Raw genomic sequence first — 25,482 nt, forward strand, 5'->3', positions numbered from 1 at the left:
ACGCTCTTGTGAACAATATCGGTAAGAACATAGCGATCTGGGTGATCATCGGTCTGGTGTTGATGACCGTATTCAATCAGTTCACCAAACGTCAGGAAACCCAGAACCAGGTCGAGTATTCGCAGTTCATGAGCGATGTCGAAACTGGCAAGGTGCAATCCCTTACCATCGAAGGCAATCCGCTGCGCGGGCAGTGGATTCGCGGCAAACGCAACGACGGCTCCCAGTTCAGCACTTTTGCGCCGCTGGATACCAAGCTGGTGGATGTGCTGATCAACAATAACGTGCGCTTCTCCGCCAAGCCGGAAGAAGAGCCGTCCATGCTGATGAACATCTTCATCAGCTGGTTCCCGATGCTGCTGCTGATCGGCGTGTGGTTCTTCTTCATGCGCCAGATGCAGGGCGGCGGCAAGGGCGGCGCGTTCTCGTTCGGCAAGAGCAAGGCGCGCATGCTGGACCAGGACACCAACACCGTGACCTTTGCCGACGTTGCCGGTTGCGACGAGGCCAAGGAAGAGGTAAAGGAGATCGTCGACTACCTGCGCGACCCCACCAAGTACCAGAGTCTGGGCGGCCGCATTCCGCGCGGCATCCTGCTGTGCGGCTCGCCGGGTACCGGTAAGACGCTGCTGGCCAAGGCCATTGCCGGCGAAGCCAAGGTACCGTTCTTCAGCATCTCTGGTTCCGACTTCGTGGAAATGTTCGTCGGCGTGGGCGCTTCCCGCGTGCGCGACATGTTCGAACAGGCCAAGAAGAACGCGCCGTGCATCATCTTCATCGACGAGATCGACGCGGTTGGCCGCCAGCGTGGCGCCGGCCTGGGCGGCGGCAACGACGAACGCGAACAGACCCTGAACCAGTTGCTGGTGGAGATGGATGGTTTCGAAACCAACCAGACCGTGATCGTGATCGCCGCCACCAACCGTCCGGATGTGCTGGATCCGGCGCTGCAGCGCCCTGGCCGTTTCGACCGCCAGGTGGTGGTGCCGCTGCCGGATATCCGTGGCCGGGAGCAGATCCTGGGCGTACACATGCGCAAGGTGCCTATCGCTGCCGACGTGGATGCGCCGGTAATTGCGCGCGGTACCCCGGGCTTCTCCGGTGCCGACCTCGCCAACCTGGTGAACGAGGCCGCGCTGTTTGCCGCCCGTCGCAACAAGCGGTTGGTGGACATGCTGGACTTCGAATCCGCCAAGGACAAGATCATGATGGGTGCCGAGCGCCGCTCCATGGTGATGTCCGAGGAAGAGAAGAAGAACACCGCCTATCACGAATCCGGCCATGCGGTAGTGGCCAAGCTGCTGCCCAAGTCCGACCCGGTGCACAAGGTAACCATCATCCCGCGCGGTCGTGCGCTGGGGGTGACCATGCAGCTGCCGGAAGAAGACCGCTACGCCTACGATCGTGGCTACCTGCTGGACCGCATCGCCATCCTGTTTGGCGGCCGTATCGCCGAAGAGTTGTTCATGAACCAGATGACCACCGGCGCCAGCAACGACTTCGAGCGTGCCACCCAGATGGCGCGCGACATGGTGACCCGCTACGGCATGTCCGACAAGCTGGGCCCGATGGTGTATGGCGAGAACGAAGGCGAGATTTTCCTCGGCCGTTCGGTAACCACTCACAAGAACCTGTCGGAAGCCACCATGCAGCAGGTGGATCAGGAGATCCGCCGCATCATCGACCAGCAGTACTCGCTGGCGCGTCGTCTGCTGGATGAGAACCGCGACAAGGTAGAGGCGATGACTGCAGCGCTGCTGGAGTGGGAAACCATCGACGCCGAGCAGATCAACGACATCATGGATGGCCGCCCGCCGCGCCCACCCAAGCCGGGTGGCGGTTTTGCCAAGCCGGAGCCGAAGACACCGCCGCCGGCACCTGAGGCCAGCGCCACGCCGGCACAGGAAGTGTAAGCGCCTCTGCGCTTGCCAACACCAAGGCCGCAGCCTTAAGCTGCGGCCTTGTTTTTTTGCTCACGCCGCGCCACTCGACGCGGCATCAGTCCTACGCGGTGCGGCCAACATGCAGCCATTTGTTTGCGGGCGTTTCACGCTCGATCTGACTCGTCCCCTGGTGATGGGGATTCTCAACGTTACCCCCGATTCCTTCTCCGATGGCGGCCGCTTTGACCGGCTGGATGCCGCCCTGGCGCACGCCGAGCAGCTACTGGCAGACGGTGCGGATATTCTCGACATCGGCGGTGAATCCACCCGCCCCGGTGCACCGTTTGTCAGCCCAGAAGAGGAAGAGCAGCGCGTGCTGCCGGTGCTGCGCAAGCTGGCGGGCCTGGGCGTGCCGCTGTCGCTGGACACCCGCCGCACCAGCGTGATGCGCGCGGCGCTGGCAGCCGGTGCCGTGGATCTGATCAACGACGTTTCCGCACTGGAAGACGACGGCGCGCTGCCGCTGGTTGCGGCGGCCCAGGTCGGCATCTGCCTGATGCACAAGCAGGGCAACCCGGACAATATGCAGCACAAGCCCGCCTACCAGGATGTGGTGGAAGAAGTCGGTGATTATCTGGCCCGCCGCGTGGCACTGTGCCGTGAGCATGGCGTGGCAGCCGAGCGCCTGCTGGCCGATCCAGGCTTCGGCTTTGGCAAGACGCTGGAACATAATCTGGCACTGCTGCGCGAACTGCCGCGGCTGGAGGCAATGGCTGGCGTGCCGCTGCTGGTGGGCATGTCGCGCAAATCGATGCTGGGCGCCATTACCGGCGAGCAGCAGCCAGATCAGCGCCTGGGCGCGAGCGTGGCGGCAGCACTGTTGGCCGCGCAGCGTGGCGCCAAAATCATCCGGGTACATGATGTGAAAGCCACCAGCCAGGCCTTGCAGGTGTGGCAGGCGCTGGAAGCAGCCGAATAACTGGCGCGACTGTCCGTCAGCAAGACGCAGGCGGTAGAATGGCCGCCATAACGCGATACAAGAGGCAAACAATGGGCCGCAAATATTTTGGTACCGACGGCGTACGAGGCGAAGTCGGCAAATACCCGATTACCCCGGATTTCGTGCTGCGCCTGGGCTACGCCGCCGGCAAGGTGCTGGTGGATCACGAGCGCCAGGAACACCCGACGGTGATCATCGGCAAGGACACCCGTATCTCCGGCTACATGCTGGAGGCGGCCTTGCAGGCCGGCTTCACTGCCGCCGGCGTCAATGTGCTGCTTACCGGCCCGCTGCCGACCCCGGGCATCGCCTACCTGACGCGCGCACTGCGGCTGTCGGCCGGGGTGATGATCTCCGCCTCGCACAATCCGTATCAGGATAACGGCATCAAGTTCTTCGCCGAGGGTGGCAAGAAGCTGGACGATGCGCTGGAGCTGCAGATCGAGGCAATGCTGGATTCGCCGATGGAAACCAGCCCGTCGCGCGAACTGGGCCGCGCTCGCCGCATCGACGGCGCCGCCGAGCGCTACATTGAATTCTGCAAGAGCACCTTCCCCAACGAGCTGGACCTGAAGGGCCTGAAGCTGGTGGTCGACTGCGCCCATGGTGCTACCTACCACATCGCGCCCAAGGTATTCCATGAGCTGGGTGCCGAGTTGATCACCATCGGCGGCGAGCCGAATGGCTACAACATCAACGATGGCGTGGGCGCTACCCACCCGGAAGCGGTGGCGGCGGCAGTAAAGGCGCATGGCGCCGACTTCGGCATCTCGCTGGATGGCGACGGCGACCGCCTGATGATGGCCGACCGTGATGGCCGCCTGTACGACGGCGACCAGCTGATCTACGTGGTCGCTAAAGCGCGTGCCGCACGAGGCCAGCTGCACGGCGGCGTGGTGGGCACGGTGATGACCAATATGGCGATGGAACTGGCGCTACAGCAGCAGGGCATCGCCTTTGGCCGCGCCAAGGTGGGCGACCGCTACGTGCTGGAAATGCTGCATGCCAACGGCTGGCAGGTGGGGGGCGAGGCTTCCGGCCACATTCTGTGCCTGGACAAGCACAGCACCGGCGATGGCATCATCTCCTGCCTGCAGGTGTTGGCCGCATGCCAGGAGCTGGATCAGGACCTGGCCACCATCTGCAGCGACTGGACACCGTTCCCGCAGACCATGATCAATGTGCGTCTGAACGGCCAGGACTGGCAGAGCACCAGCGCCGCGCGCCACGAAGCCGCCAAGGCGGCACTGTTCGGCCGTGGCCGCGTGGTATTGCGCCCGTCCGGCACCGAGCCGGTGGTACGGGTGATGGTGGAAGCGGACGATGCGGCACTGGCCGCGCACTGGGCCGAAGACATAGCTGCCGCCATTCGTGGCAGCTGATGACGAAAGAACGTTGTCCACAGCAAAAAAGCCGCCGCTGGCGGCTTTTTTGCTGGCAAAACCAATCAGCTAGCGCTGGCGTGGCAAACCGGTTTTTCTTGTGCTGCGGCAAGTTCCTTAAGCTGAGTGCCAGATGCCCTGTGTTATGATGGCTGCCGTTTCAGAACTGCCTCGACGTGCTGGCTGCGGTAGATGCCGGCCTGCGTTGATGCGGCTTCGACCGATCAACGGTTTGCCGGGCTGACATGGATATCCTGCAGATTCTCCTCGATTTGTTCACTGGTTACGGTTATCTGGCTGTTTTCCTCGTGTTGCTGGTATGTGGCTTTGGTGTGCCGATTCCGGAAGATATTACCCTGGTTGCCGGCGGCATCATCTCCGGACTGGGCTACACCAATGTGCACTGGATGTTCGTGGTGGGCATGGCCGGCGTACTGGTTGGCGACGGGCTGATGTTCTTTGCCGGCCGGCTATTCGGGCAGCGTGTACTCCGCTTCCGCCCGGTGGCCAAGGTGATGACGCCGGCACGTTTTGCCGCAGTACAGGAGAAGTTCGCCAAGTATGGCAACTGGGTGCTGTTTGTCGCCCGCTTCCTGCCCGGCCTGCGCACGCCGATCTTCCTGACCGCTGGCCTCACCCGCCGCATCCCCTACTGGCGCTTTCTGCTGATGGATGGCTTCGCCGCACTGATTTCGGTACCGATCTGGGTGTACCTGGGCTATCTTGGCGCCCGTAACCACCAATGGCTGATGTCCATGGTGCATCGCGGTCAGGCGGGCATCCTGATCGTGATCGGCCTGCTGGCGCTGGCGCTGGCCGTGGTATGGTGGCGCAAGCGCCGTGCGGCCCAGCAGCAGTCTTCCTGAGACGCCGACCTGCCCGCCATGAAAAATCCCCGCTAGCTAGCGGGGATTTTTGTTGCTGTACAACGCAGGATCAGTCCACCTGCAACAGCTCCACTTCGAATACCAGAGTGGCGTGCGGCGGAATCACGCCACCGGCGCCACGTGCGCCATAGCCCAGATCGGACGGGATGGTGAGCTTGCGCTTGCCGCCCACTTTCATGCCCTGCACGCCCTGATCCCAACCCTTGATCACGTAGCCGGCACCCAGCGGAAAGCTGAACGGCTGGAAACGGTCCTTGCTGGAGTCGAATTTGCTGCCATCGGTCAGCCAGCCGGTGTAGTGCACGGTCACTTCCTTGCCGGCCAGAGCCTCGTTGCCGTCACCCACGACCAAGTCTTCGATGATCAGTTCTGCCATTGTTATGTCCTCGTTGCTGCGGAGAGTCTTGAGCCGGGCATTTTACCCTGTGTACGGCCTGGCGATAAGCCGAATGTTGTCTTTACAGCTCAATGGCTTATAACGATATGAGTCGCGGTTCCACCACGCTCCGACCAATAAAGGGGACAAACCATGGACATTACTCATCTGCCCAGCCAAGAGCATATCGTTGTCCGGCACGTTGCCGTATCCGAACCCCTGCAATGGCTGAAGCTGGGGTGGCAGGATCTCAAACGCGCGCCGGCCGATGCCATGTTCTATGGCGCAGCCTTTGTGCTGATGGGCTATTTGCTCAATACCTATTTCAACTACGCCCCGGAATACATGATTACCCTGGCGGCGCTATTCCTGCTGGCCGGGCCGTTCATGGCCATCGGCCTTTACGATATCGCCCGCCAGCTGGAAGCCTTCAACGGCGGGCGCATCCGCCTGGCGCACAGCATGGCGGCCTGGCGGGTGAATCTGCCCGGCTTCACGCTGTACGCAGCCTTGCTGGCCGTGATGGTGTTCGGCTGGTTCCGCGTGTCGCTGCTGATGTTCGCGCTGTTCTATGAAGGCAGTGTGCCAACGCTGGAAGTACTGGTGGCCAACGCCTTTACCCAGGAAAACATCGGCTTCCTGGTAGCCTGGTTCGGTACCGGCTTTTTCTTTGCCGCTGCGGTGTTCTCGCTGAGCGTGTGCGCCATCCCGATGCTGCTGGACAAGGAGGTAGACACCATCACCGCCATGGTGATGAGCGTGCAGGCGGTGTACCACAATGTGCTGACGATGCTGATCTGGGCAGCTATCATCGTGGCTCTGACCGCGATCGGGTTTGCCACCCAGTTTGTCGGGCTGCTGCTGATCACCCCGCTGATCGGCCTGTCCAGCTGGCATGCCTATCGCGCCCTGATCACCTACGAGCGCTAAACCTGCCTGCCACATGACCGTACCTGCCATCGTGTTTCTGGACCGGGACAGCCTGCCTGTCCCGGTTCCCGTTTGTAAGCTGCCCCACACCTACCGCGAATACCCGGCCACCAGCCGCGAGCAGATCGTGGCGCACTGTGCCGACGCCGATATCGTCATCACTAACAAAGTACCGTTCGATTCCGCCACCCTGGCCGCATTGCCACGGCTGAAAATGTTGGCCATTGCCGCCACCGGCTACAACCATATCGACCTGGAGACCTGCCGTCGGCAGAACATTGCGGTGGCCAATATCCAGCACTATGGTGACAGCACCGTGGCCGAGCATGCCTTCATGCTGATGATGGCGCTGATGCGCAATCTGCCTGCCTACCAGCGCGATGTGGCTGCCGGCGTGTGGCAGAACGCCGCTCAGTTCTGTCACTTCGGTGCGCCGATCCGCGATCTGCAAGGCGCCACCCTGGGCATTTTCGGTAGTGGCGGTATCGGCCAGGCCATGGCTGCGCGCGCGCGTGCCTTCGGCATGCGGGTGCAGTTCGGCGAGCGCAAGGGGGCGGAGATGGTGCGCGACGGCTACGTATCGTTTGACGAACTGCTGGCCACCTCCGACGTGATCTCCCTGCACTGCCCGCTCAACGACAGCACCCGCAAGCTGATCGGTGAACGTGAACTGCAGAAAATGAAACCAGGCGCCGTGCTGGTGAATACCGCGCGTGGCGGGCTGGTGGACGAGGACGCGCTGGTAGCGGCGCTGAAATACGGCCAGCTGGGCGGGGCAGGCTTCGATGTGCTGTCGGTGGAGCCGCCACGTGATGGCAACCCGCTGCTGAAAGCACGGCTGCCGCACCTGATTGTCACCCCGCATGTCGGCTGGGCCAGTCGCGAGGCAATGGACAGGTTGGCCGCACAGCTGATCGCCAATATCGAAGCCTTCCTGCAGGGCGAGCGCCAGCACCGGCTGGATTGACCACGGCCAGACCGGCATGCGGCTTGCAAAAGCCAGGGTGCTTGACCATAACAAAGGGACCGACGTAACGGTCCCTTTGTTGTTACTACTGCCAAGCCGGGCTTAGTCGTCCATATCCTTCAGATTCAGGCGGCGTTCGTGCTCCGGGTCCAGGCCCAGCTTGCCGCGCAGACAGGAGAGGTACACGTTGACGTCCGGCCCGCCGCCATAGCGCTGCGCCTGCCAGATCATCTCGCCCAGGCAGTCGATCACGTCATGCTGTGCATCGTGCTCGTTACCGTGCTTGATCAGCAGCTGCTGGTACAGCTCGCGAATGCCGAAGGGCTGGTCGATGGACAATTGCTCTTCCACTGCCAGGTGCATGCTCATGTGCATGAAGGGGTTGGTTTCGCCCTGCTCCGGCAGCCATTCACGCTCGCCGTACTGTTCGGGGCGATCCAGTATGGCGTGGTATTCAGGGTGGGCGGCAATCACGCTGGCCAGCAGTTTTTCCAGGTCACTCAGCGGGTGACCGGCTTGCTGCTTTTTCCAGGTGTCGAAGAAAAATCGGCGGGCATCCTGCCGGCTGGGTGCAAACATATAGTTGACTGAATAACTCGGAAAATCAGCATTATACGAGGGCTAATCCACCATGACCACGCTTGCCAACTTCACGGCCAACCTGGGTGATGGCCGACCGCAGCCGCTGGCTGACTATGTCGGTCAGGTGGTGCTGATCGTCAACACCGCCAGCGAATGTGGCTATACCCGCCAGTACACCGGCCTGCAGGAACTGCAACAACTGCTGGCGCCGCGCGGCTTCACCATACTGGCGTTCCCCTGCAACCAGTTTGGCGGCCAGGAACCTGGCAGTGCCGAGGAGATCGCCGCCTTCTGTCACAGCAAGTTCGGTGTGGGTTTCCCGCTGTTTGCCAAGGGCGATGTCAACGGCGCGGCGGCCAGCCCGCTGTGGCAATGGCTGACCGGCGCGGCCAACGGCCACCCGCATCCGGTTAAATGGAACTTCACCAAGTTCCTGATCGACCGCAAGGGTCGGCTGGTAAAGCGCTACGAGCCAGCGGCCGAGCCGCACGAACTGCTGCCGGATATCGAGACGCTGCTGCAAGCCGGCGGCTGAGACAACAATGCAAACGGCCAGCCGCAAAGGTTGGCCGCAGGCTGCAGACAAATTATTCATTTACGCGTCACCGGCCCCGGCAAAGCCGGGCCGCTCCAGCTAAGCGCTAGTGTCGGCAGCCTTTCTGCTTGAAAAACAAAGGCCTCCCGCGTAGCGGAAGGCCTTTGTCAATACGCTTCTGCCAACCGCAAAGGTTGGCCGCAAGGTGCGACAGGAACGGGAGCCGGTTTACTTGCGGGTGAACACGATATCCCACACCCCATGCCCCAGGCGGATGCCGCGTGCCTCGAACTTGGTCAATGGCCGGTAGTCCGGACGCGGCGCATAGCCGTCGGCACTGTTCTGCAGTTCGACATTGTTGCTGAACACTTCCATGATCTGGATCGCGTAGTCTTCCCAGTCGGTAGCCGCGTGCAGATAGCCACCCGGTTTGATCTTCTTCACCAGCTTCTCGATGAACGGCGCCTGGATCAGACGGCGCTTGTTGTGGCGCTTCTTGTGCCACGGATCGGGGAAGAAGATGTGCACACCGTCCAGGCAGGCATCGGGCAGCATATGGTCCATCACCTCCACCGCGTCATGGCGGATCAAGCGCAGATTGCCCAAGTTCTGCTCGGCAATCAGCTTGAACAGATTGCCCACGCCAGGCGAATGCACCTCGATGCCCAGATAGTCGTTCTGCGGGTTGGCGGCGGCGATCTCGGCGGTGGCGGTACCCATGCCGAAGCCGATTTCCAGGATCTTTGGCGCTTCACGGCCGAACGCCTGCGTCAGATCCAGCGGCTGCGGCTGGTACTCGATGCCCCAGCGTGGCATGCCTTCATCGATGGCGCGTTGCTGCGAGGCAGTCAGATGGCCCTGGCGCAGCACAAAGCTGCGGATGGCGCGGTTGAAGGCCGGATTTTCCATATGGCTTACTCAAAACGGCAAAAAGATCGCGATGTTACCGAAACTTGTCGCCGGCGGGTAGGGCTGCAAGCATGCGGCCAACCTGCCAATCAGCCACGCAGTTCGCGCAGCAGGATATCCACGCAGGGATAGCGCAGACAGCCCGCCAGCTCGCGCAGCAGGCGGGCATTGCTCAGGCGGCGGGATTCGGCCAGGAACGACCACAGCGCCGGCGAGACCTGCGCCCGTACCTGCTCACGCGGCAGGCGTGGCAGCCGCGGGTAACCCAGAGTATCGGCCAGCCGGTCGTACCAGTCGCCCACCGCCAGCGGCTGGCTGTCGCAAGCGTTGTAGACGCGGATGCCGCCACGCGTCTGGCGCAGGGCTGCGGCGCACAAGCGAGCCAGGTCGTCGGCATGAATATGGTTGCTGATGCTGTCTTCGGCGGCATCGATCAGCGGTGTCTGGCTGGCGAAACGCGACAGCGGTAGACGGTTGGCCGCATAGATGCCCGGTGCGCGCAGGATGGTCAGCGCACAGCCATGCAGCATGGCAAAGGCGCGCAACTGGCGCTCGGCATCGACGCGGCGCCGTGCCCGCGGCGACTGCGGTGCCAACGGGCTACTCTCATTCAGCCAGCCGCCGGCAGCATTGCCGTACACCCCGCTGGTGCTGATGTACACAAAACGCTGTGGTAGACTCGGCGTTTTTGCCAGCTGCGACAATACCTTGCGCAATCTGGGGTCATGCAGGCCGCTTTCCGGCGGTGGCGCGGTGTACAGCACGGCGTCGGCCAGCGCGGCGATACGCCGCAGACTGCTGACATCGTCCAGGTCGGCCAGCAGAGGCACCGCGCCCTGCGCGCGCCACTCGGCAGCCTTTTCCGCGCTGCGTACCAGCGCCAGCACGCGCCAGTGGCCGCGCAGCAGCGGCAAGGTACGGCGGGCGATATCGCCGGCGCCAATGATGAGCAAGGTTCGCATAGCGGTCATTCTATCGATAGGACAGCTGGAAAGCAGGAGCTTTTCGAGCTGTCCGGTAGTTTAAGGGAACAAAATGACGTGTCAGGTAAAGGTGCTGCCCAGCGGCCATTCCTTTGGCGTGGAAGCGCACGAAACCATCCTGGAAGCGGCGCTGCGCCAGAACATCGGCCTGCCTTACGGCTGCCGTGACGGCGCCTGCGGTGCCTGCAAGGGTAAGGTAGTAGACGGCGATGTAGAGCATGGTGGTGCGCAGGAGAAGGCGCTATCCGCGGCGGATCGCGCCCAGGGCTTGGCACTGTTCTGCTGCGCCAAGCCCAAGGGCGACATTACCATCGAGGCGCGCGAACTGGCCGGTATCGGTGACATCCAGATCAAGACCCTGCCATGTCGCGTGGAGCAGATCGAGAAGATTCACGACGTAGCCGTGCTCAAGCTCAAATTGCCGGTATCCGAACGCCTGCAGTTCATGGCTGGCCAGTACATCGACATCCTGATGAAGGATGGCAAGAAGCGCAGTTTCTCCATCGCCAATGCCCCACACGACGACGCCTACATCGAGCTGCACGTGCGCCACCAACCGGGCGGCTCCTTCTCCGACTACGTGTTCAGCGCGATGAAGGAAAAGGAAATCATGCGCTTCAAGGGCCCGCTGGGTTCTTTCTTCCTGCGCGAGGATTCCGACAAGCCGGCGATCATGCTGGCCAGCGGCACCGGTTTTGCGCCGATCAAGGGCATCATCGAGCACGCCATTCATCACGGCATCACCCGCCCCATCGTGTTCTACTGGGGAGCCCGCACCCCGGCCGACCTGTACATGGCCGAGCTGGCCGCCAAGTGGCAGGCCGAGCACAGCAATATCACCTTCATCCCGGTGGTATCGGACGCCTTGCCTGAGCACAACTGGCTTGGCCGCACCGGCTTCGTGCACCAGGCGGTGCTGGACGACTTCGACTCGCTGGCCGGCTACCAGGTGTATGCCTGCGGCGCGCCCATCATGGTGGAAGCCGCACACAAGAGCTTTATCAACGACCGTGCGCTGCCAGAGGAGGAGTTTTTCTCTGATGCCTTCTTCCTGTCCAAGGACATGAGCGGCAACAAGTAAGTCAAGGCAAGCCCGCCTGCCCAATGTAACAATGCCGTTCACCCTCGCGGGTGAACGGCATTGTTGTTTTCGGGCCGCTCATGCAGCCAGGGTTGGCCGCAGGCTATAGCTGCTCCAGTTCCCGCATCGGGTCATCGCCGGAAACTGGCACACGGTAACTTTCATCCGCCCACTGCCCCAGGTCGATCAGGCGGCAGCGCTCGCTGCAAAACGGGCGATACGGACTCTGCGGCCCCCATGCCACCGGCTGGCGGCATTGCGGGCAGGCTACGATCTTGTCGGTACTCATGCTCAGAACTTGCAATAGGTCAGGGTGAAATCAACATCCTGCTCAACCTGGCGGGCGCGTACCTCGCCGGTGCCGGCATGGATGAAACGCACGTTGAGTGCATACTTGTTGGCGGAAATCTCCGGTACGATCTGCAGGCCGTCATCGTAGGTCACGCGGATCAGCTGCACCACCTTGCCACCGGACATCTGCTGGAAGGCACCATGACGGGCCGTGTACTGGTAGCTCTTGCCGCTATCACGCAGCAGTTTCAACAGCACCGTGGCGGCACGCGATGTTGGCATCAACGGCGCCGCCCAGCGCAACAGGTCGACCCGGCGCGCCTCGGTATCGCGCTGCAACCACAGGTGATAGGACGGCAGATCGAACGGGCAGGTGCCACCGGGAATCACCGAGCGCTGCTTGATGCCCATCAGCCATTCGTTCTCGCGCAGATGCTGGCCAAACTTGCCACTGATTTCCAGCAGGCTGCTGGCGGTGTGCTCGATTTCCTCCAGCACCGCGTCCAGCGCATCCTGTGCGATCACCGGATTGTCACGCAGCGCTTCCAGCGCCAGCTTTTGCCGCTCCAGCTCTTGCAGCAGATCGGACTTGAGTTCGGTACGCCCAGCCGCCTCCAGCACTTCAAACAGCGACATCAGCGCCGCATGATGGCAATTGGCCTCATCCTGCGCGATGAAGAACACCAGCCGCTGGTACACCTGCTCCAGGCGCAGCAGGGTGCGAGTGCGTTCGGTAATGGGAAACTCGAAACAGGTCACGACGGGTATCCGTTGGTTCGTCACGTCAAGCCTGGGCCGGCAGGCCAAAGCAGGCTAGATAATAGCGGTGTTTGTCATGGACTTGAAGCGCCAATGCAGCCTCATCGCCACTATTGTCGATGACATCGTCCGCCAGCTGCTGGCGCTGCGCCCGTGGCATCTGCGCCGCCATGATGGCAGCCACCTGCGACGCATCCAGCCCGCTGCGTGCCATCACCCGCTGCCGCTGCACCTCTTCGGCACAATCCACCAGCAAGCTGCGCTGGATCACGCCATCGAACAAGCGGGTTTCAAACAACAGCGGCACGCCCAGCAACACATAAGGCGCCTGCAGGGCTGACAGCTGGCGCAGGCTCTGCTCGCGGATCATCGGGTGCAGGATGGCCTCCAGCCGATGACGCTCTGCAGGGTCGGCGAATACGCGGGTGCGCATCACTGCACGATTCATGGCTCCATCAGCAGTGATGGCATCGTCACCAAACGCAGCCCGGATGGCGGCAATCGCCGCGCCATCCGGTGCCGTCAGCTGGTGCGCAATGGCATCGGTATCCACGCAGGGGATACCCAGCCCGGCAAACAGTTTCTCTACCGTGGACTTGCCGGCGCCGATGCCGCCGGTGAGGCCGACAACCGGGCTAGGCACCCAGATACCAAGCCACGATCGGCTTGCCCCACAGGAAGGCGATCAGCCCGGCTGCCGCCAGATACGGGCCGAACGGCATAGGCTGCGCACTACCCTGCTTGCCCCTGGCCAGCAACGCGATACCGACAATCGCCCCCACCAACGACGACAACAGGATGATCAGCGGAATCATCTGCCACCCCAGCCAGGCCCCCAATGCGGCCAACAGCTTGAAATCGCCGTAGCCCATGCCCTCCTTGCCGGTAGCCAGCTTGAACAGCCAGTACACGCCCCACAGCACCAGGTAACCGACAACCGCGCCAAGCACCGCCTGCTCCAGCGGTACGTGGCCATTGTCCAGATTGAACAGCAACCCAGCCCACAGCAAGGGATAGGTCAGATCGTCCGGCAACAACTGGGTAGCGGCATCGATTGCCGCCAGCACCAGCAGCGTCAGGGCAAAGCCGCTGGCCCACAGCCAGTAACCACCCAGGCCCCAGCGCCAGGCTAGGCCAGCCAGCAACAGGCCGGACACCAGCTCCACCAGCGGGTAGCGCCAGGCAATGGCACCACCGCAACTGGCACAGCGGCCACGCTGCAGCAGGAAGCTCAGCACGGGAATATTCTGCCAGGCACGGATCGGCGCCTGGCAATGCACGCAGGCAGACGGCGGGTAGAACAGGTTGTAGCGAGGTTGCTCTCCGGCGTCACCACCCTGCAGCGAGGTGCATTCGGCCAACCATTGCCGCTCCATCATCTTGGGCAGGCGATGTATCACCACATTCAGGAAACTGCCGATCAGCAGGCCCAGCAGCATGGCCAGCGCGATCTGCATGCCGGCAGGCAGAGTTGTCACAGCATCCAGCATCAGCCCACCACCTGACCCATCTTGAAAATCGGCATGTACATGGCCACCACCAGGCCGCCAATCAGCACGCCAAGGATGATCATGATCATCGGTTCCAGCAGGCTGGACAGCGAGGCCACCGCATTGTCGACTTCCTCTTCATAGAAGTCGGCAATCTTGTCCAGCATGTCATCCAGTGCACCGGACTCCTCGCCAATGGCGGTCATCTGCAACACCATATTGGGAAACAGGTTGCTGCGCTGCATCGAGGCATTCAGCGTCGAACCGGTGGTTACCTCGGTCTGGATCACCTTGGTGGCATCGGCGTACACCTTGTTGCCGGCCGCCCCACCTACCGAATCCAGCGCCTCCACCAGCGGTACGCCGGCGGTAAACATGGTAGACAAGGTGCGGCACCAGCGGGCGATGGTGGCCTTGCGCACCACATCGCCGATCACCGGCACTTTCAGAATCAGGCGATCCAGCCCGTCCTGCATCTTTTGCGAGCGCTTGTAGGAATACGCCACGCCCCAGATGGTGCCAAACAGGCTGCCAAAGATCATCCACCAGTACTCGACGAATACGTCGGACATGGCGATCACGATCAGCGTTGGCGTGGGCAGCTCGGCACCAAAGCTGGAAAACAGCTCCTTGAACGCCGGAATCACATAAATCAGGATCACCGCGGTAATCACAAAGGCAGTAGCGATAATCGCCGCCGGGTACACCAGCGCCGACTTGATCTTGCCCTTGATGGCCAGAATTTTTTCCTTGTACATGGCCAGTTTTTCCAGCAGCGCATCCAGCACACCACCGGTCTCACCGGCAGCGATCAGGTTGCAGAACAGGCCGTCAAAGTACAGCGGATACTTGCGGAAAGCATCCGCCAGGCTGCTACCCGCCTCCACCTCGGCACGCACATCCAGCAGGATGCGGGTAAACAGCGCATTGCTATGCCCCTTGGCAGCAATATCGAATGCCTGCAGCAGTGGCACACCAGCCTTCATCATGCTGGCCAGCTGACGGGTAAACAGCGCTACATCCTTTTCGGTAACCTTCTGCCCGAACTTCACCTTGCGCTTGCTTACCTTGGTGACATTCAGACCCTGGCGGCGCAACTGCGCCTTGGCCACCACTTCGGACTCGGCGCGGATCTCGCCACGTATCGCCTTGCCGGTACGGTCCTTGCCTTCCCACGTCCAGATATGTACTTCCGGCTTCTTGCCTACAGCTCCGGCCATTGTCTTTCCCCGTCGGCTTATTCGTTGGTTACTGCTTCAATTTCCTGCAGGGAGGTAATACCGCGCATCACCTTGAGCAGGCCGGCCCGCCGAAGCTCCACCATACCCTCCGCCCGTGCCAGGTCGGCAATCTGCACCGCATTGCCGTCACTCATGATCAGACGGATCATCGCCTCGGTAATCGGCATGATTTCATAAATACCGGTACGACCTTTATAGCCGGAACCCTTGCAGTGGTCACATCCAACCGGACCGTAAGGCGTCCAGCTGCCATCCAGCTCCTCTGCGCGGAAGCCGGCGCGCAGCAGCGCCTTTTCCGGTATCTCCACCGGCTGCTTGCATTGCGGACACAGCCGGCGCGCCAGACGCTGCGCCATGATCAGCAATACCGAGCTGGCAATGTTGAACGGCGCCACGCCCATGTTCAGCAAACGGTTCAGCGTGGCCGGTGCATTATTGGTATGCAAGGTGGAAAACACCAGGTGACCGGTCTGTGCGGCCTTGATGGCGATGTCTGCGGTCTCGAAGTCGCGAATCTCACCCACCATGATGATGTCCGGATCCTGACGCAGAAAGGCTCGCAGCGCCGAGGCAAATGTCAGCCCGGCCTTCTCGTTGACGTTGACCTGGTTGATGCCCGGCAGGTTGATTTCCACCGGGTCTTCCGCGGTGGAAATATTACTGTCCGGCTTGTTCAGGATATTCAGGCAGGTATACAGCGACACCGTCTTGCCGCTACCGGTCGGGCCGGTCACCAGCACCATGCCATAAGGGCGGGCAATGGCCTGCAGCAGCATTTCCTTCTGCTCCGGCTCGAAGCCCAGTTGCTCGACATCCAGCGATGCGGCGGACGAATCCAGGATACGCATCACGATCTTTTCACCGTAAAGCGTCGGCAAAGTGCTGACCCGGAAATCCACGGCCTTGTTCTTCGATAGCACCAGCTTCAAGCGGCCATCCTGCGGCACCCGCTTTTCCGAGATGTCCATCTTGGACACCACCTTGATACGCGATGCCAGCTTTTCCTTAATTGCCAGTGGCGGTTGCGCCACCTCTTTCAACACCCCGTCAATACGGTAACGGATGCGATAAAACTTTTCGTAGGGTTCAAAGTGAATATCGGAGGCCCCACCGGTAATGGCATCCACCATCAGCTTGTTGACAAAGCGCACCACCGGCGCGTCATCTACATCCGGCAACGCATCGCCAGCAGGCGGAGCATCGGCATCCGCAATTTCCAGTTCGCCGAACTCTTCTGCCGCCAGGTTGTTGATGGCCGACATGCTGCTCTCTGCTAACCGCCCCACCAGTGCGCCCAGCTTGTCGTCTTCCACCACCACGCACTCGACCGTCAGCCCGGTCTTGAAGGTAATCGCATGCAGTGCACTGGACTGCGTCGGATCCGACACCGCCACGAACAGCCGGTTGCCACGACGGTACAAGGGCAGTAGGCGGTTGGCGGCGATGAAATCGGCATCCAGCAGGCCACGCGGCACCGCATCCTGCTGGTGGCGGCTCAAATCGTACAACGGCAAGCCAAAGGTGTTGGCCGCAAACTGCGCCAACTCCAGTGCCGACATCTTCTTGCTCTGTACCAGCTGCTCGGCAAAAGAAATGCCACCTGTCTGCGCCAACTTGACGATGCTCTCCGCATCACTGGCCAGCAACAGCTCATTCTGCACCAATGCCCTGCTCAAGCCGGATATGGCCATAGTCTCCATACGATTACCTGCCACTTGCATGAATTGCATTCGCTAACGGTTATAGCGGCATATTAACGGCTGACACAGTTTTGGCAATGCCCGCCAACATCTGGCTGCAATAAAAAAAGGCTGCCGAAGCAGCCTTTTTCACAACTGAACCAATCATCAAGTGATGATTAGAACTTGTGGTACAGGTAGGTAGCGAAGCCACGTACGTCGTTGTCGGAACCACGACGATCTTCCTTGGACCATTCAACACCAACGTTGGTGCGCTTGGACAGAGCGTAGTCAGCACCCAGAGTGTAGTTCTTGTAACCGTCTTCGTTGTTCACGCCGTCGGTCTTGGAGTCAGACTGCTTGTACCAGCCAGCGATCAGGGTAGCTGCGCCCAGGCTGTAGGAACCGCTCACAGCAACAGCGTGCTGCTTGGTGGAGGAGGAAGCGGACTCGTAGGACTTGTTCCAAGCGTAGCCAACGTTCAGGCCGAAGTCACCGAAAGAACCAGCAGCGTTGATTTCCTGAGCGCGGTCAGTCTTGGTGGTGGACTGGTTCTTGGTGAAGTTACCAGCGTAAGCCACGGTGAACATATCGTTCACAACGTACTTGGCGGCCAGAGCGGTTGCGTACTGGGTACCCAGAACGGTATCGCCGTCCATTTCGTTGTTATCAGCGGTCTTCATGCCGTGGGAAATAGCGGCAGTCAGGCCACCGAAGGTCGGTGCTACGTAGGTGATACCGTCTTTCAGACGCTTACGGCTGGACTTGTAGATAGCGTCGCTAGTGGTAGTGGTGTGCACGCCGAATACGGTCGGCAGGTCAGCCAGGCCGGCTGCGCCGATTTCACGTACGGCGTTGTCGGTACCACCCAGCTGTACGCGACCGAAACCACCGGCCAGACCCATGTAGGTTTCGTAGTTAGTGTCAGCCTGGGCGCGGTTGTCGGTATTGAATACGTGGCTGTACTTCCAGATAGCCTTCAGGCCGTTACCCAGATCTTCGGAACCGGAGAAGTCAACTTCGCCTTCCTGGCTGGTCATGTCATTAACGGAACCAGCATTGCCGGTTTTAACGTTGGTAACAGCCACGCCTACCAGGCCGGAGATGGTTACGTCAGCCATTGCAACTGCCGGCAGGGCAGCCAGGGTAGCCAGAACGATCAGCTTTTTCATGTGTGTTCCTTTCAGAGGTCACGAAGGTTGCCCGTGGATTTTTCCGGAGCCGAAGCTCCAGCAGGGCTGTTCAGACCACCGGCATTCCGGCGGTATCTGCAGCGGACTATAAACGTGACGTTGTAAAAAAACAAATCGACGCCCATAAAAACGCAATGACAAGTAAAGCAAACAAATGTAAGTTGTTGTTTTTTAAGTTTTTCACTGCAAAAACAACACTGTTGCCCCTGAGCAACAAACAAGCCACTACCCGCTGATTCGTTGCGATAGCACGACAGATTGTCTGCTGCCGTGGCCAGACAAACAACAGCGAGAACAAGCTGAGCGCGGCCAAGGAAGTAAGCTGGAGCGGCAGCGCCCAAGAGGAAAAGTCAAGAACTACGGCCGGCACTGCGGTCAGCGCCGCAAAGACACTTGCCAGTGTCCTTTACAGACAGTTCGATATGCCGGGATGACGAACGCAACAGTCAGGCAGCTCAGCTTTAACGCGGCAAAACTGCAGTGCTGTTGCAAAAGACAGGGGATGGGTATGGCGAGTGATGCAGCAATCAACGCCAGCGACTCTCGTATCAGCAGGCGGGCAGACTCAGCCCTGCAAGACCAGAACACATTGGCCGCATAACTGGAACACAATCAAATTCTCGAAACTGATCAAGCAGAACATGCGGGGACAGCAAGACGCAAAAAAGGCTGCCGAGGCAGCCTTTTCACAGCAAGTGCTTCTGGTAATTAGAACTTGTGGTACAGGTAGCTAGCTACGCCACGAACATCGGCAACCGACCCGCGGTAGTCAGCTTTCGCCCACTCGACACCGACATTGGTACGCTTGGACAGGGAGTAATCCACGCCCACGCTGTAGTTCTTGTAGCCATCCAGAACCCGCGCGCCAGTTTCTTTCTTGCCGTCCGACTGCTTGTACCAGCCAACGATCAGCTTGGTTGCCCCCAGCGTGTAAGAACCACTAACAGCTACAGCCCGGCGCTTCTCATAGTTAACGGCACTCGAATAGTCCTTGTTCCAGGCATAGCCAAGATTTACCCCGAAATCGCCAAAAGCGGCAGCAGCGTTTACTTCCTGATCACGATCAGTCTTCCCACTTACCTGCTTCTTGGTGAAGTTGCCGGAGTAAGCCACGGTCAGCATGTCGTTAACGGCATACAAAGCCGCCACGTTGTTGGCATGGCCCATGCCATTATCCGCAGACTTCATGGCATGGGAGAACGCCAGGGTCAAATTGCCGAAATTCGGCGCTACGTAGGTAATACCATCCTTCAGACGCTGACGAGTGGACTTGTAAATGGCATTCTGACCAGAAACCTTATGCACCCCAAATACCGTCGGCAGGTCCGCTAGACCTACAGCACTGATCTCACGTGCTGCATTATCGGTTCCACCCAATTGAATACGGCCAAACTCACCTGACAAACCAATGTAGGTTTCCAGATTCTCATCTGCCGGAGCCCGGTTATCTGTATTGAACTGGTGGCTGTATTTCCAGATAGCATTCAGACCATTGCCCAGTTTCTCAGAACCAGCAAAGTCGATTTCACCTTCCTGGCTACCCATGTCGTTCGCGGAACCAGCATGTCCCAACTTAACGTTTTGAACATTTACACCTACCAAACCAGAGATGGTAACGTCCGCCAGTGCAACTGCCGGCAGCGCGGCCAGGGTAGCCAGTACGATCAATTTCTTCATGTTTAATCCTTTCAGAGGTCGCGAAAGTAGCCCGTGTTCAAGTGGCCAGTGGTTAACACCCCAGCCGGGGCTTTCCAGACCACCGTCATCGCGGTGATGTCTGTTCGGGACGATAAAAGGTGTGTTGCAAAATAAAAAATCACCAACTGTCAACAAAATGCCAATGCAATGCATCCATTTGATTTAAATGGTTTTTTTAACAAAAGCACCAATCGTTAACTAGAGTAAAATGCAACACGCCCCACCGCATCGTTGCATTCACACCACGGATTTTCTCCGCATGTCACATCCAGCTGCCCTTATGTGGTTTCGGCGCGACTTGCGCGCCACAGACAACACTGCGCTGTACCAGGCGCTGCAATCCAGTCCGCAAGTCCATTGTGTATTTGTGCTCGACAGCAACATCCTGCAGCAGCTTCCTGCCGATGATCGGCGACTGGCCTTCATCCACTCGGCTCTGGCGGAGTTGGATACCTCCCTGCGCCAGCATGGCGGCAGCTTACGCGTGTTGCATGGCGACCCGGCAACGGTGATTCCACAGTTGGCTCGTGAGTTGAACTGCCAGCAGGTGTTCTGCAACCGGGACTACGAGCCGTATGCCCGCCAGCGCGATGCACAGGTAGCCGCCAGCCTCACAGCGGAGGGGCGCAGCCTGCACTGTTGCAAGGATCAGGTGATTTTTGAATGTGACGAGATCCTGACTGGCCAGGGCAAGCCATATACCATGTTCACGCCTTATATGAAGGCCTGGCGCAAACGCTTCTCTGCCCTACTGGCCGAGCCGGTACCAGCACCGTTGCAAGGCGCTATTGCTACGGTGCCGGCGGCACAGCAACTTCCGCCGCTCGCCGACATCGGTTTTGCCGGCGCAAGTCTTGAAGGCTTGAAAGTCGCCACCGGTCGCAGCGGTGCACTGGACTTGCTGCAAGATTTTGGCCGGCGTCTCAAGCATTACCGCAGCTGCCGCGACTTCCCGGCGATAAAAGGTGTGTCCTATCTGTCTGCACACCTGCGCTTTGGCACCCTGTCGGTGCGCGAGGCGGTGACACTGGCGCTGGCGGATGGCAGCGATGGCGCCGAGTGCTGGCTGAACGAGCTGATCTGGCGCGAGTTTTACCAGCAGTTGCTATGGCACTTTCCGCAGGTGGCCGAAACCAGTTTCAAGGAGGTGTACCGCGATTTGGCGTTTCCAGGCGAGGACGCCTGGTTTGCGGCCTGGTGCGAGGGGCGCACCGGCTACCCCATTGTGGATGCCGCCATGCGGCAGCTGAATCACAGTGGCTATATGCATAACCGCCTGCGCATGATCGTGGCCAGCTTTCTGGTGAAGGACTTGCTGATCGACTGGCGACGCGGCGAGGCCTATTTTGCCGCCAAGCTGCTGGACTTTGACCTTGCGGCCAACAACGGCGGCTGGCAGTGGGCGGCGTCCACCGGTTGCGATGCCCAGCCCTACTTCCGCATTTTCAACCCGGTGACCCAGTCGGAGAAATTCGACCCGGAAGGCAAGTTCATTCGCCGTTATGTGCCGGAGCTTGCCATGCTGGACAACAAGGCGATTCATGCGCCTTGGCTGGCAAAGTCGCTGCCGGCCGGTTTCCGGCTGGGACAGGACTACCCGGAGCCCATCGTCGACCACGCACAACAGCGCGAGTTGGCGCTGGCGTTGTTTGGCCGCACCCCCTAACCCGAAAAACAACAGCCGCCTGCATGGACGGCTGTCGATATAAGCAGTCGGGTTTACAGGCCAAGTCGTTGCCACACAGTGGAAACAATGCCTGCCTGATTGAGGGTATAAAAGTGCAGCCCTGGCGCACCATTGGCGAGCAAGCGGTCGCACAGCTCGGTCACCACATCCAGACCCAGCGCGCGGATCGACGCGGTGTCGTCCATATAGGCCTGCATGCGCAGCCGTAGCCAGCGCGGCACTTCTGCACCACACATGTCGGAGAAGCGGCACAGCTGACCAAAGTTGGCAATCGGCATGATGCCCGGCACGATGGGCACATCCACTCCGCGCGACTGCACTTCGTCCACGAAGCGGAAATAGGAATCGGCGTTGAAGAAGTACTGCGTCATCGCCGAGTTGGCGCCGGCTTTCACCTTGCGCACGAAATTGTTCATGTCGTCTTCGGCAGAGCGCGCCTGCGGATGGAACTCCGGATACGCCGCCACTTCGATATGGAAGTGGTCGCCGTGTTCTTCGCGGATGAAGGACACCAGTTCGTTGGCGTAGCGAAACTCTCCCGCCTCCACCATGCCGGACGGCATGTCGCCACGCAGCGCCACGATATGGCGGATGCCGTGGTTACGGTATTCATTGAGGATGGCGCGGATATTGTCGCGGGTGGAGCCGATGCAGGATAGATGCGGTGCTGCGGCATGGCCCTCGTTACGGATCTCCAGCACCGTGGCCAGCGTGCCTTCACGGGTGGTGCCGCCGGCACCGAAGGTAACGGAGAAGAATTCCGGCTTGAATTGCGCCAGCTGCTGGCGGGTAGTACGCAGCTTGCTCATCCCCTCGGCCGAGCGCGGCGGAAAGAATTCGAAGCTGAAAGTCTGTTTGCGTTCTGTCATGGCAATTCTGCTCGCTGTGTTCTGGATTCCCTGGGGCGCACCGGTCTGTGCCGCATGTCGCCTTGCGGCCAACCTTGGCCGCAAAAAAGCGGGCAGGAGATTCTAGCTGCCTGCCCGCTTTTTACCGACATCAGATATCAATAACGATAGTGTGCCGGCTTATATGGGCCTTCTTTCGGCACGCTGATGTAGGCGGCCTGTTGGTCGGAGAGCTCGGTGAGGCGAGCGCCGATGCGTTCCAGGTGCAGACGTGCCACCTTCTCGTCCAGGTGCTTCGGCAGTACGTAGACTTTTTTGCCGTACTGGCTGCCGTTGGCGAAGATTTCGATCTGCGCCAGCACCTGGTTGGTGAAGGAGTTGGACATCACGAAACTCGGGTGGCCGGTGGCGCAGCCCAGGTTCACCAGACGGCCTTCGGCCAGCAGGATAATGCGCTTGCCGTCTGGGAAGATAATGTGATCCACCTGCGGCTTGATGTTTTCCCACTGGTACTGGCGCAGCGAGGCAACTTCGATCTCGCTGTCGAAGTGACCGATATTGCACACGATGGCGTTGTTGCGCATGCGCTTCATGTGCTCATGCGTGATTACGCCCACGTTGCCGGTGGTGGTAACAAAGATGTCGGCCTGGTCGGCCACTTCATCCATGCGTACCACGCGGTAGCCTTCCATCGCCGCCTGCAGCGCGCAGATCGGGTCGATTTCGGTAACCCACACGGTAGCGCCCAGGCCACGCAGGCTCTGTGCACAACCCTTGCCCACATCGCCGTAACCCAGCACTACCGCTACCTTGCCAGCGATCATCACGTCGGTGGCGCGCTTGATGCCGTCCACCAGCGACTCGCGGCAGCCGTACAGGTTGTCGAACTTGGACTTGGTTACCGAGTCGTTGACGTTGAATGCTGGGAACGGCAGCGCGCCGTCTTTCTCCAGCTGATACAGACGATGTACGCCGGTGGTGGTTTCCTCGGTCACGCCGCGGATATGCTGCAGGCGCTTGGAGTACCACTGCGGGTCGATGGCCAGGTAGCGCTTGATGGCGGCAAACAGCGCGGTTTCTTCCTCGTTGCTCGGGTGGCTGATCACGCCCAGATCCTTCTCCGCCTTGCTGCCCAGCATCAGCAGCAGGGTAGCGTCGCCGCCGTCGTCCAGGATCATGTTCGCCGGCTGACCTTCCGGCCATTCGAAGATCTTGTGGCTGAATTCCCAGTATTCATCCAGGCTCTCGCCCTTGAAGGCGAATACCGGGATGTTGGCCGCAGCGATGGCAGCGGCAGCGTGATCCTGGGTGGAGAAGATGTTGCACGACGCCCAGCGCACTTCGGCGCCCAGCGCGGTCAGGGTCTCGATCAACACAGCGGTCTGCACGGTCATGTGCAGCGAACCGGCGATGCGGGCGCCACGCAGCGGCTGCGCGTGCTGGTATTCCTTGCGGATCGCCATCAGGCCCGGCATTTCGGTTTCGGCGATATTGAGTTCTTTACGGCCCCAGGCGGCCAGATTGATGTCGGCGACTACGTAGTCTTTGAATTCAGCCATCGTGCAATCCTTTTCACGAAGGCCGGGAGGGATGGCTCACCCGCGCATCCCGTGCCCGGCACGGGTTCCTGGCGGCCTCCGGTCGGGAAGCAGCCAGCCAAATAGCAGGTGAGCGCCGTTTTGAAGGTTCCGGGCCTGGGGCGTAGCCTCGCAGCGCTCCCCGGAATCGGGCGATTATACGTGATTTTTCCGGGCTTTACCGTAGCTTGCGGCCAACCTTCTGCCCCAGCAAAAACAAAAACCGCCAGCACAGGCTGGCGGTTTGCTTTACGGCAGGGATGGACTTACAGACCGGCGTCGGCGCGCAGCGCTTCTACCTTGTCGGTACGTTCCCAGGTGAACTCCGGCTCTTCGCGGCCGAAGTGGCCGTATGCGGCGGTCTTGGTATAGATCGGGCGCAGCAGGTCCAGCATCTGCACGATACCTTTCGGGCGCAGGTCGAAGTGACGCTTCACCAGCTCCACGATCTGCTCGTTCGGGATCACGTTGGTGCCGAAGGTATCCACCGAAATCGAGGTCGGCTGCGCCACGCCGATGGCGTAGGAAACCTGGATCTGGCACTGGCGTGCCAAGCCGGCAGCCACGATGTTCTTGGCCACGTAGCGGCCGGCGTAGGCGGCGGAGCGGTCAACCTTGGTCGGGTCCTTGCCGGAGAAGGCGCCACCACCGTGCGGTGCGGCACCGCCGTAGGTGTCGACAATGATCTTGCGGCCGGTCAGACCGCAATCGCCCATCGGGCCGCCAATCACGAAACGGCCGGTCGGGTTGATCAGGAACTTGGTCTCGGCGGTGATCATCTCCGGCGGCAGTACCGGCTTGATGATGTCCTCGATTACGGCTTCGGTCAGGATCTTGTGATCAATGTCCGGGCTGTGCTGGGTAGACAGCACCACGGTGTCGATACGCTTGGGCAGGCCGGTAGCGCTGTCGTATACGCAGGTGATCTGGCTCTTGGCATCCGGGCGCAGCCACGGCAGGCGGCCATCCTTGCGCAGTTCGGCCTGACGCTGCACCAGGCGGTGTGCGTAGTAGATCGGGAACGGCATCAGCGTCGGGGTTTCGTCGCAGGCATAGCCGAACATCAGGCCCTGGTCACCAGCCCCCTGCTCCAGGTCCAGGCCTTCACCTTCGTTCACGCCCTGGGCGATGTCCGGCGACTGCTTGTCGTAGCCCACCAGCACGGCGCAGCCATGGTAGTCGAAGCCCAGCTCGGAGCTGTCGTAACCGATGCGCTTGATGGTGTCGCGCGCTACCTTGATGTAATCAACGTTGGCCGTAGTGGTGATTTCGCCAGCCAGCACGACGAGGCCGGTATTCACCAGCGTTTCGGCAGCTACGCGAGCGTATTTGTCCTCGCGCAGGATGGCATCCAGGATGGCGTCCGAGATCTGGTCAGCGACCTTGTCCGGATGACCTTCCGATACCGATTCCGAGGTAAAAAGATATTCGCTCATTGTCTTAGGTTCCAGAAAATGGCCAGTGAGTTGGTGATAAAATAGCGCGTTTTTTTGTCCGTCCAAGT

24 protein-coding genes and 1 riboswitch are annotated in these 25,482 nt (G+C 60.4%); of the genes, 9 read left to right on the top strand and 15 right to left on the bottom strand.

What is annotated here, in order from left to right:
• Positions 1–8: 8 nt before the first annotated feature.
• The 4 genes from ftsH to ACFOKJ_RS05080 all read left to right on the top strand — a co-directional run bounded on the left by ftsH (position 9) and on the right by ACFOKJ_RS05080 (position 5,131).
• Complete coding sequence (ftsH, locus tag ACFOKJ_RS05065; RefSeq protein WP_390277095.1) at positions 9–1,913, top strand: ATP-dependent zinc metalloprotease FtsH; 1,905 nt, start codon at positions 9–11, stop codon at positions 1,911–1,913.
• 109 nt (positions 1,914–2,022) lie between these two features.
• Positions 2,023–2,862: a dihydropteroate synthase gene (gene folP, locus ACFOKJ_RS05070; RefSeq protein ID WP_390277097.1), complete on the top strand. Its 840-nt coding sequence runs from the start codon at positions 2,023–2,025 to the stop codon at positions 2,860–2,862.
• Between the two features lie 71 nt (positions 2,863–2,933).
• Complete coding sequence (gene glmM / locus ACFOKJ_RS05075; protein ID WP_390277100.1) at positions 2,934–4,265, top strand: phosphoglucosamine mutase; 1,332 nt, start codon at positions 2,934–2,936, stop codon at positions 4,263–4,265.
• A 245-nt stretch (positions 4,266–4,510) separates the two neighbouring features.
• Positions 4,511–5,131 carry a DedA family protein gene (locus ACFOKJ_RS05080; protein ID WP_390277102.1) on the top strand — a complete coding sequence of 207 codons (621 nt, stop codon included), beginning with the start codon at positions 4,511–4,513 and terminating at the stop codon, positions 5,129–5,131.
• A 70-nt stretch (positions 5,132–5,201) separates the two neighbouring features.
• Here ACFOKJ_RS05080 and ACFOKJ_RS05085 read toward each other — a convergent pair whose 3' ends face one another.
• Positions 5,202–5,528, bottom strand: coding sequence for an FKBP-type peptidyl-prolyl cis-trans isomerase (locus ACFOKJ_RS05085; RefSeq protein ID WP_390277105.1), 327 nt, complete (start codon positions 5,526–5,528; stop codon positions 5,202–5,204).
• A 153-nt stretch (positions 5,529–5,681) separates the two neighbouring features.
• Here ACFOKJ_RS05085 and ACFOKJ_RS05090 point away from each other — a divergent pair, with 153 nt between their 5' ends.
• Positions 5,682–6,458: a DUF2189 domain-containing protein gene (locus ACFOKJ_RS05090; RefSeq protein ID WP_390277108.1), complete on the top strand. Its 777-nt coding sequence runs from the start codon at positions 5,682–5,684 to the stop codon at positions 6,456–6,458.
• Between the two features lie 13 nt (positions 6,459–6,471).
• Complete coding sequence (locus tag ACFOKJ_RS05095) at positions 6,472–7,425, top strand: D-2-hydroxyacid dehydrogenase (protein WP_390277110.1); 954 nt, start codon at positions 6,472–6,474, stop codon at positions 7,423–7,425.
• Positions 7,426–7,527: 102 nt separating this feature from the next.
• Here ACFOKJ_RS05095 and ACFOKJ_RS05100 read toward each other — a convergent pair whose 3' ends face one another.
• The gene (locus ACFOKJ_RS05100) at positions 7,528–8,004 is read right to left on the bottom strand and encodes a DUF1841 family protein (RefSeq protein ID WP_390277112.1); all 477 of its coding nucleotides are present in this window, start codon (positions 8,002–8,004) and stop codon (positions 7,528–7,530) included.
• Positions 8,005–8,056: 52 nt separating this feature from the next.
• On the opposite strand from ACFOKJ_RS05100, the gene ACFOKJ_RS05105 reads away from it, so the two are divergent.
• Positions 8,057–8,542 carry a glutathione peroxidase gene (locus ACFOKJ_RS05105; RefSeq protein WP_390277114.1) on the top strand — a complete coding sequence of 162 codons (486 nt, stop codon included), beginning with the start codon at positions 8,057–8,059 and terminating at the stop codon, positions 8,540–8,542.
• Positions 8,543–8,770: 228 nt separating this feature from the next.
• On the opposite strand, the gene trmB is transcribed toward ACFOKJ_RS05105, so the two are convergent.
• Positions 8,771–9,451 carry a tRNA (guanosine(46)-N7)-methyltransferase TrmB gene (trmB, locus tag ACFOKJ_RS05110; RefSeq protein WP_390277116.1) on the bottom strand — a complete coding sequence of 227 codons (681 nt, stop codon included), beginning with the start codon at positions 9,449–9,451 and terminating at the stop codon, positions 8,771–8,773.
• An 89-nt stretch (positions 9,452–9,540) separates the two neighbouring features.
• Positions 9,541–10,413, bottom strand: a complete 873-nt coding sequence (locus tag ACFOKJ_RS05115) for an SDR family oxidoreductase (protein WP_390277119.1) — start codon at positions 10,411–10,413, stop codon at positions 9,541–9,543.
• Positions 10,414–10,486: 73 nt separating this feature from the next.
• On the opposite strand from ACFOKJ_RS05115, the gene ACFOKJ_RS05120 reads away from it, so the two are divergent.
• The gene (locus ACFOKJ_RS05120) at positions 10,487–11,515 is read left to right on the top strand and encodes a CDP-6-deoxy-delta-3,4-glucoseen reductase (protein WP_390277122.1); all 1,029 of its coding nucleotides are present in this window, start codon (positions 10,487–10,489) and stop codon (positions 11,513–11,515) included.
• A 103-nt stretch (positions 11,516–11,618) separates the two neighbouring features.
• Here the strand turns inward: ACFOKJ_RS05120 and yacG are convergent, their stop codons facing one another.
• The 8 genes from yacG to ACFOKJ_RS05160 all read right to left on the bottom strand — a co-directional run bounded on the left by yacG (position 11,619) and on the right by ACFOKJ_RS05160 (position 19,845).
• Positions 11,619–11,804 (bottom strand): DNA gyrase inhibitor YacG, encoded by a 186-nt coding sequence (gene yacG, locus ACFOKJ_RS05125; protein WP_390277124.1) that lies wholly within the window; start codon positions 11,802–11,804, stop codon positions 11,619–11,621.
• A gap of 2 nt (positions 11,805–11,806) precedes the next feature.
• Entirely contained in the window at positions 11,807–12,565 is a 759-nt protein-coding gene (gene zapD, locus ACFOKJ_RS05130) for a cell division protein ZapD (RefSeq protein ID WP_390277127.1), read from the bottom strand.
• Positions 12,566–12,590: 25 nt separating this feature from the next.
• Positions 12,591–13,208 carry a dephospho-CoA kinase gene (coaE, locus tag ACFOKJ_RS05135; protein ID WP_390277129.1) on the bottom strand — a complete coding sequence of 206 codons (618 nt, stop codon included), beginning with the start codon at positions 13,206–13,208 and terminating at the stop codon, positions 12,591–12,593.
• Positions 13,201–14,055, bottom strand: a complete 855-nt coding sequence (locus ACFOKJ_RS05140) for a prepilin peptidase (RefSeq protein ID WP_390277130.1) — start codon at positions 14,053–14,055, stop codon at positions 13,201–13,203. The genes coaE and ACFOKJ_RS05140 overlap by 8 nt, the downstream gene beginning before the upstream one ends.
• On the bottom strand, positions 14,055–15,275 hold the full coding sequence (locus ACFOKJ_RS05145) for a type II secretion system F family protein (RefSeq protein ID WP_390277131.1): 1,221 nt from the start codon (positions 15,273–15,275) through the stop codon (positions 14,055–14,057). The genes ACFOKJ_RS05140 and ACFOKJ_RS05145 overlap by 1 nt, the downstream gene beginning before the upstream one ends.
• Positions 15,276–15,292: 17 nt before the next feature.
• Positions 15,293–16,987, bottom strand: a complete 1,695-nt coding sequence (gene pilB / locus ACFOKJ_RS05150; RefSeq protein WP_449369331.1) for a type IV-A pilus assembly ATPase PilB — start codon at positions 16,985–16,987, stop codon at positions 15,293–15,295.
• A 167-nt stretch (positions 16,988–17,154) separates the two neighbouring features.
• Positions 17,155–18,147 carry a porin gene (locus tag ACFOKJ_RS05155; RefSeq protein ID WP_390277135.1) on the bottom strand — a complete coding sequence of 331 codons (993 nt, stop codon included), beginning with the start codon at positions 18,145–18,147 and terminating at the stop codon, positions 17,155–17,157.
• Positions 18,148–18,876: 729 nt separating this feature from the next.
• Positions 18,877–19,845, bottom strand: coding sequence for a porin (locus ACFOKJ_RS05160; protein WP_390277137.1), 969 nt, complete (start codon positions 19,843–19,845; stop codon positions 18,877–18,879).
• Between the two features lie 301 nt (positions 19,846–20,146).
• On the opposite strand from ACFOKJ_RS05160, the gene ACFOKJ_RS05165 reads away from it, so the two are divergent.
• Positions 20,147–21,532, top strand: a complete 1,386-nt coding sequence (locus tag ACFOKJ_RS05165) for a cryptochrome/photolyase family protein (RefSeq protein ID WP_390277139.1) — start codon at positions 20,147–20,149, stop codon at positions 21,530–21,532.
• Positions 21,533–21,585: 53 nt separating this feature from the next.
• On the opposite strand, the gene metF is transcribed toward ACFOKJ_RS05165, so the two are convergent.
• The 3 genes from metF to metK all read right to left on the bottom strand — a co-directional run bounded on the left by metF (position 21,586) and on the right by metK (position 25,414).
• Positions 21,586–22,422 carry a methylenetetrahydrofolate reductase [NAD(P)H] gene (gene metF, locus ACFOKJ_RS05170; protein ID WP_390277142.1) on the bottom strand — a complete coding sequence of 279 codons (837 nt, stop codon included), beginning with the start codon at positions 22,420–22,422 and terminating at the stop codon, positions 21,586–21,588.
• Between the two features lie 137 nt (positions 22,423–22,559).
• Positions 22,560–23,960, bottom strand: coding sequence for an adenosylhomocysteinase (gene ahcY / locus ACFOKJ_RS05175; RefSeq protein WP_390277144.1), 1,401 nt, complete (start codon positions 23,958–23,960; stop codon positions 22,560–22,562).
• A gap of 103 nt (positions 23,961–24,063) precedes the next feature.
• Positions 24,064–24,128, bottom strand: a riboswitch (S-adenosyl-L-homocysteine riboswitch).
• Between the two features lie 116 nt (positions 24,129–24,244).
• A complete protein-coding gene (gene metK / locus ACFOKJ_RS05180; RefSeq protein ID WP_390277146.1) occupies positions 24,245–25,414 on the bottom strand; it encodes a methionine adenosyltransferase in 1,170 nt (389 codons plus the stop codon).
• Positions 25,415–25,482: the final 68 nt, after the last annotated feature.

It is taken from the genome of Vogesella amnigena (assembly GCF_042648905.1).
Lineage (GTDB): Bacteria > Pseudomonadota > Gammaproteobacteria > Burkholderiales > Chromobacteriaceae > Vogesella > Vogesella amnigena.

Coding starts and splice junctions, on each gene's coding strand:
- ACFOKJ_RS05145 (WP_390277131.1), bottom strand. CDS start 15,275: ATGGCCGGAGCTGTAGGCAAGAAGCCGGAAGTACATATCTGGACGTGG.
- ACFOKJ_RS05105 (WP_390277114.1), top strand. CDS start 8,057: ATGACCACGCTTGCCAACTTCACGGCCAACCTGGGTGATGGCCGACCG.
- ACFOKJ_RS05140 (WP_390277130.1), bottom strand. CDS start 14,055: ATGCTGGATGCTGTGACAACTCTGCCTGCCGGCATGCAGATCGCGCTG.
- ACFOKJ_RS05095 (WP_390277110.1), top strand. CDS start 6,472: ATGACCGTACCTGCCATCGTGTTTCTGGACCGGGACAGCCTGCCTGTC.
- ACFOKJ_RS05085 (WP_390277105.1), bottom strand. CDS start 5,528: ATGGCAGAACTGATCATCGAAGACTTGGTCGTGGGTGACGGCAACGAG.
- pilB (WP_449369331.1), bottom strand. CDS start 16,987: ATGGCCATATCCGGCTTGAGCAGGGCATTGGTGCAGAATGAGCTGTTG.
- ahcY (WP_390277144.1), bottom strand. CDS start 23,960: ATGGCTGAATTCAAAGACTACGTAGTCGCCGACATCAATCTGGCCGCC.
- ACFOKJ_RS05080 (WP_390277102.1), top strand. CDS start 4,511: ATGGATATCCTGCAGATTCTCCTCGATTTGTTCACTGGTTACGGTTAT.
- ACFOKJ_RS05120 (WP_390277122.1), top strand. CDS start 10,487: ATGACGTGTCAGGTAAAGGTGCTGCCCAGCGGCCATTCCTTTGGCGTG.
- ACFOKJ_RS05115 (WP_390277119.1), bottom strand. CDS start 10,413: ATGCGAACCTTGCTCATCATTGGCGCCGGCGATATCGCCCGCCGTACC.
- metF (WP_390277142.1), bottom strand. CDS start 22,422: ATGACAGAACGCAAACAGACTTTCAGCTTCGAATTCTTTCCGCCGCGC.
- ACFOKJ_RS05155 (WP_390277135.1), bottom strand. CDS start 18,147: ATGAAAAAGCTGATCGTTCTGGCTACCCTGGCTGCCCTGCCGGCAGTT.
- ACFOKJ_RS05090 (WP_390277108.1), top strand. CDS start 5,682: ATGGACATTACTCATCTGCCCAGCCAAGAGCATATCGTTGTCCGGCAC.
- trmB (WP_390277116.1), bottom strand. CDS start 9,451: ATGGAAAATCCGGCCTTCAACCGCGCCATCCGCAGCTTTGTGCTGCGC.
- glmM (WP_390277100.1), top strand. CDS start 2,934: ATGGGCCGCAAATATTTTGGTACCGACGGCGTACGAGGCGAAGTCGGC.
- folP (WP_390277097.1), top strand. CDS start 2,023: ATGCAGCCATTTGTTTGCGGGCGTTTCACGCTCGATCTGACTCGTCCC.
- ACFOKJ_RS05160 (WP_390277137.1), bottom strand. CDS start 19,845: ATGAAGAAATTGATCGTACTGGCTACCCTGGCCGCGCTGCCGGCAGTT.
- ACFOKJ_RS05100 (WP_390277112.1), bottom strand. CDS start 8,004: ATGTTTGCACCCAGCCGGCAGGATGCCCGCCGATTTTTCTTCGACACC.
- ACFOKJ_RS05165 (WP_390277139.1), top strand. CDS start 20,147: ATGTGGTTTCGGCGCGACTTGCGCGCCACAGACAACACTGCGCTGTAC.
- metK (WP_390277146.1), bottom strand. CDS start 25,414: ATGAGCGAATATCTTTTTACCTCGGAATCGGTATCGGAAGGTCATCCG.
- yacG (WP_390277124.1), bottom strand. CDS start 11,804: ATGAGTACCGACAAGATCGTAGCCTGCCCGCAATGCCGCCAGCCGGTG.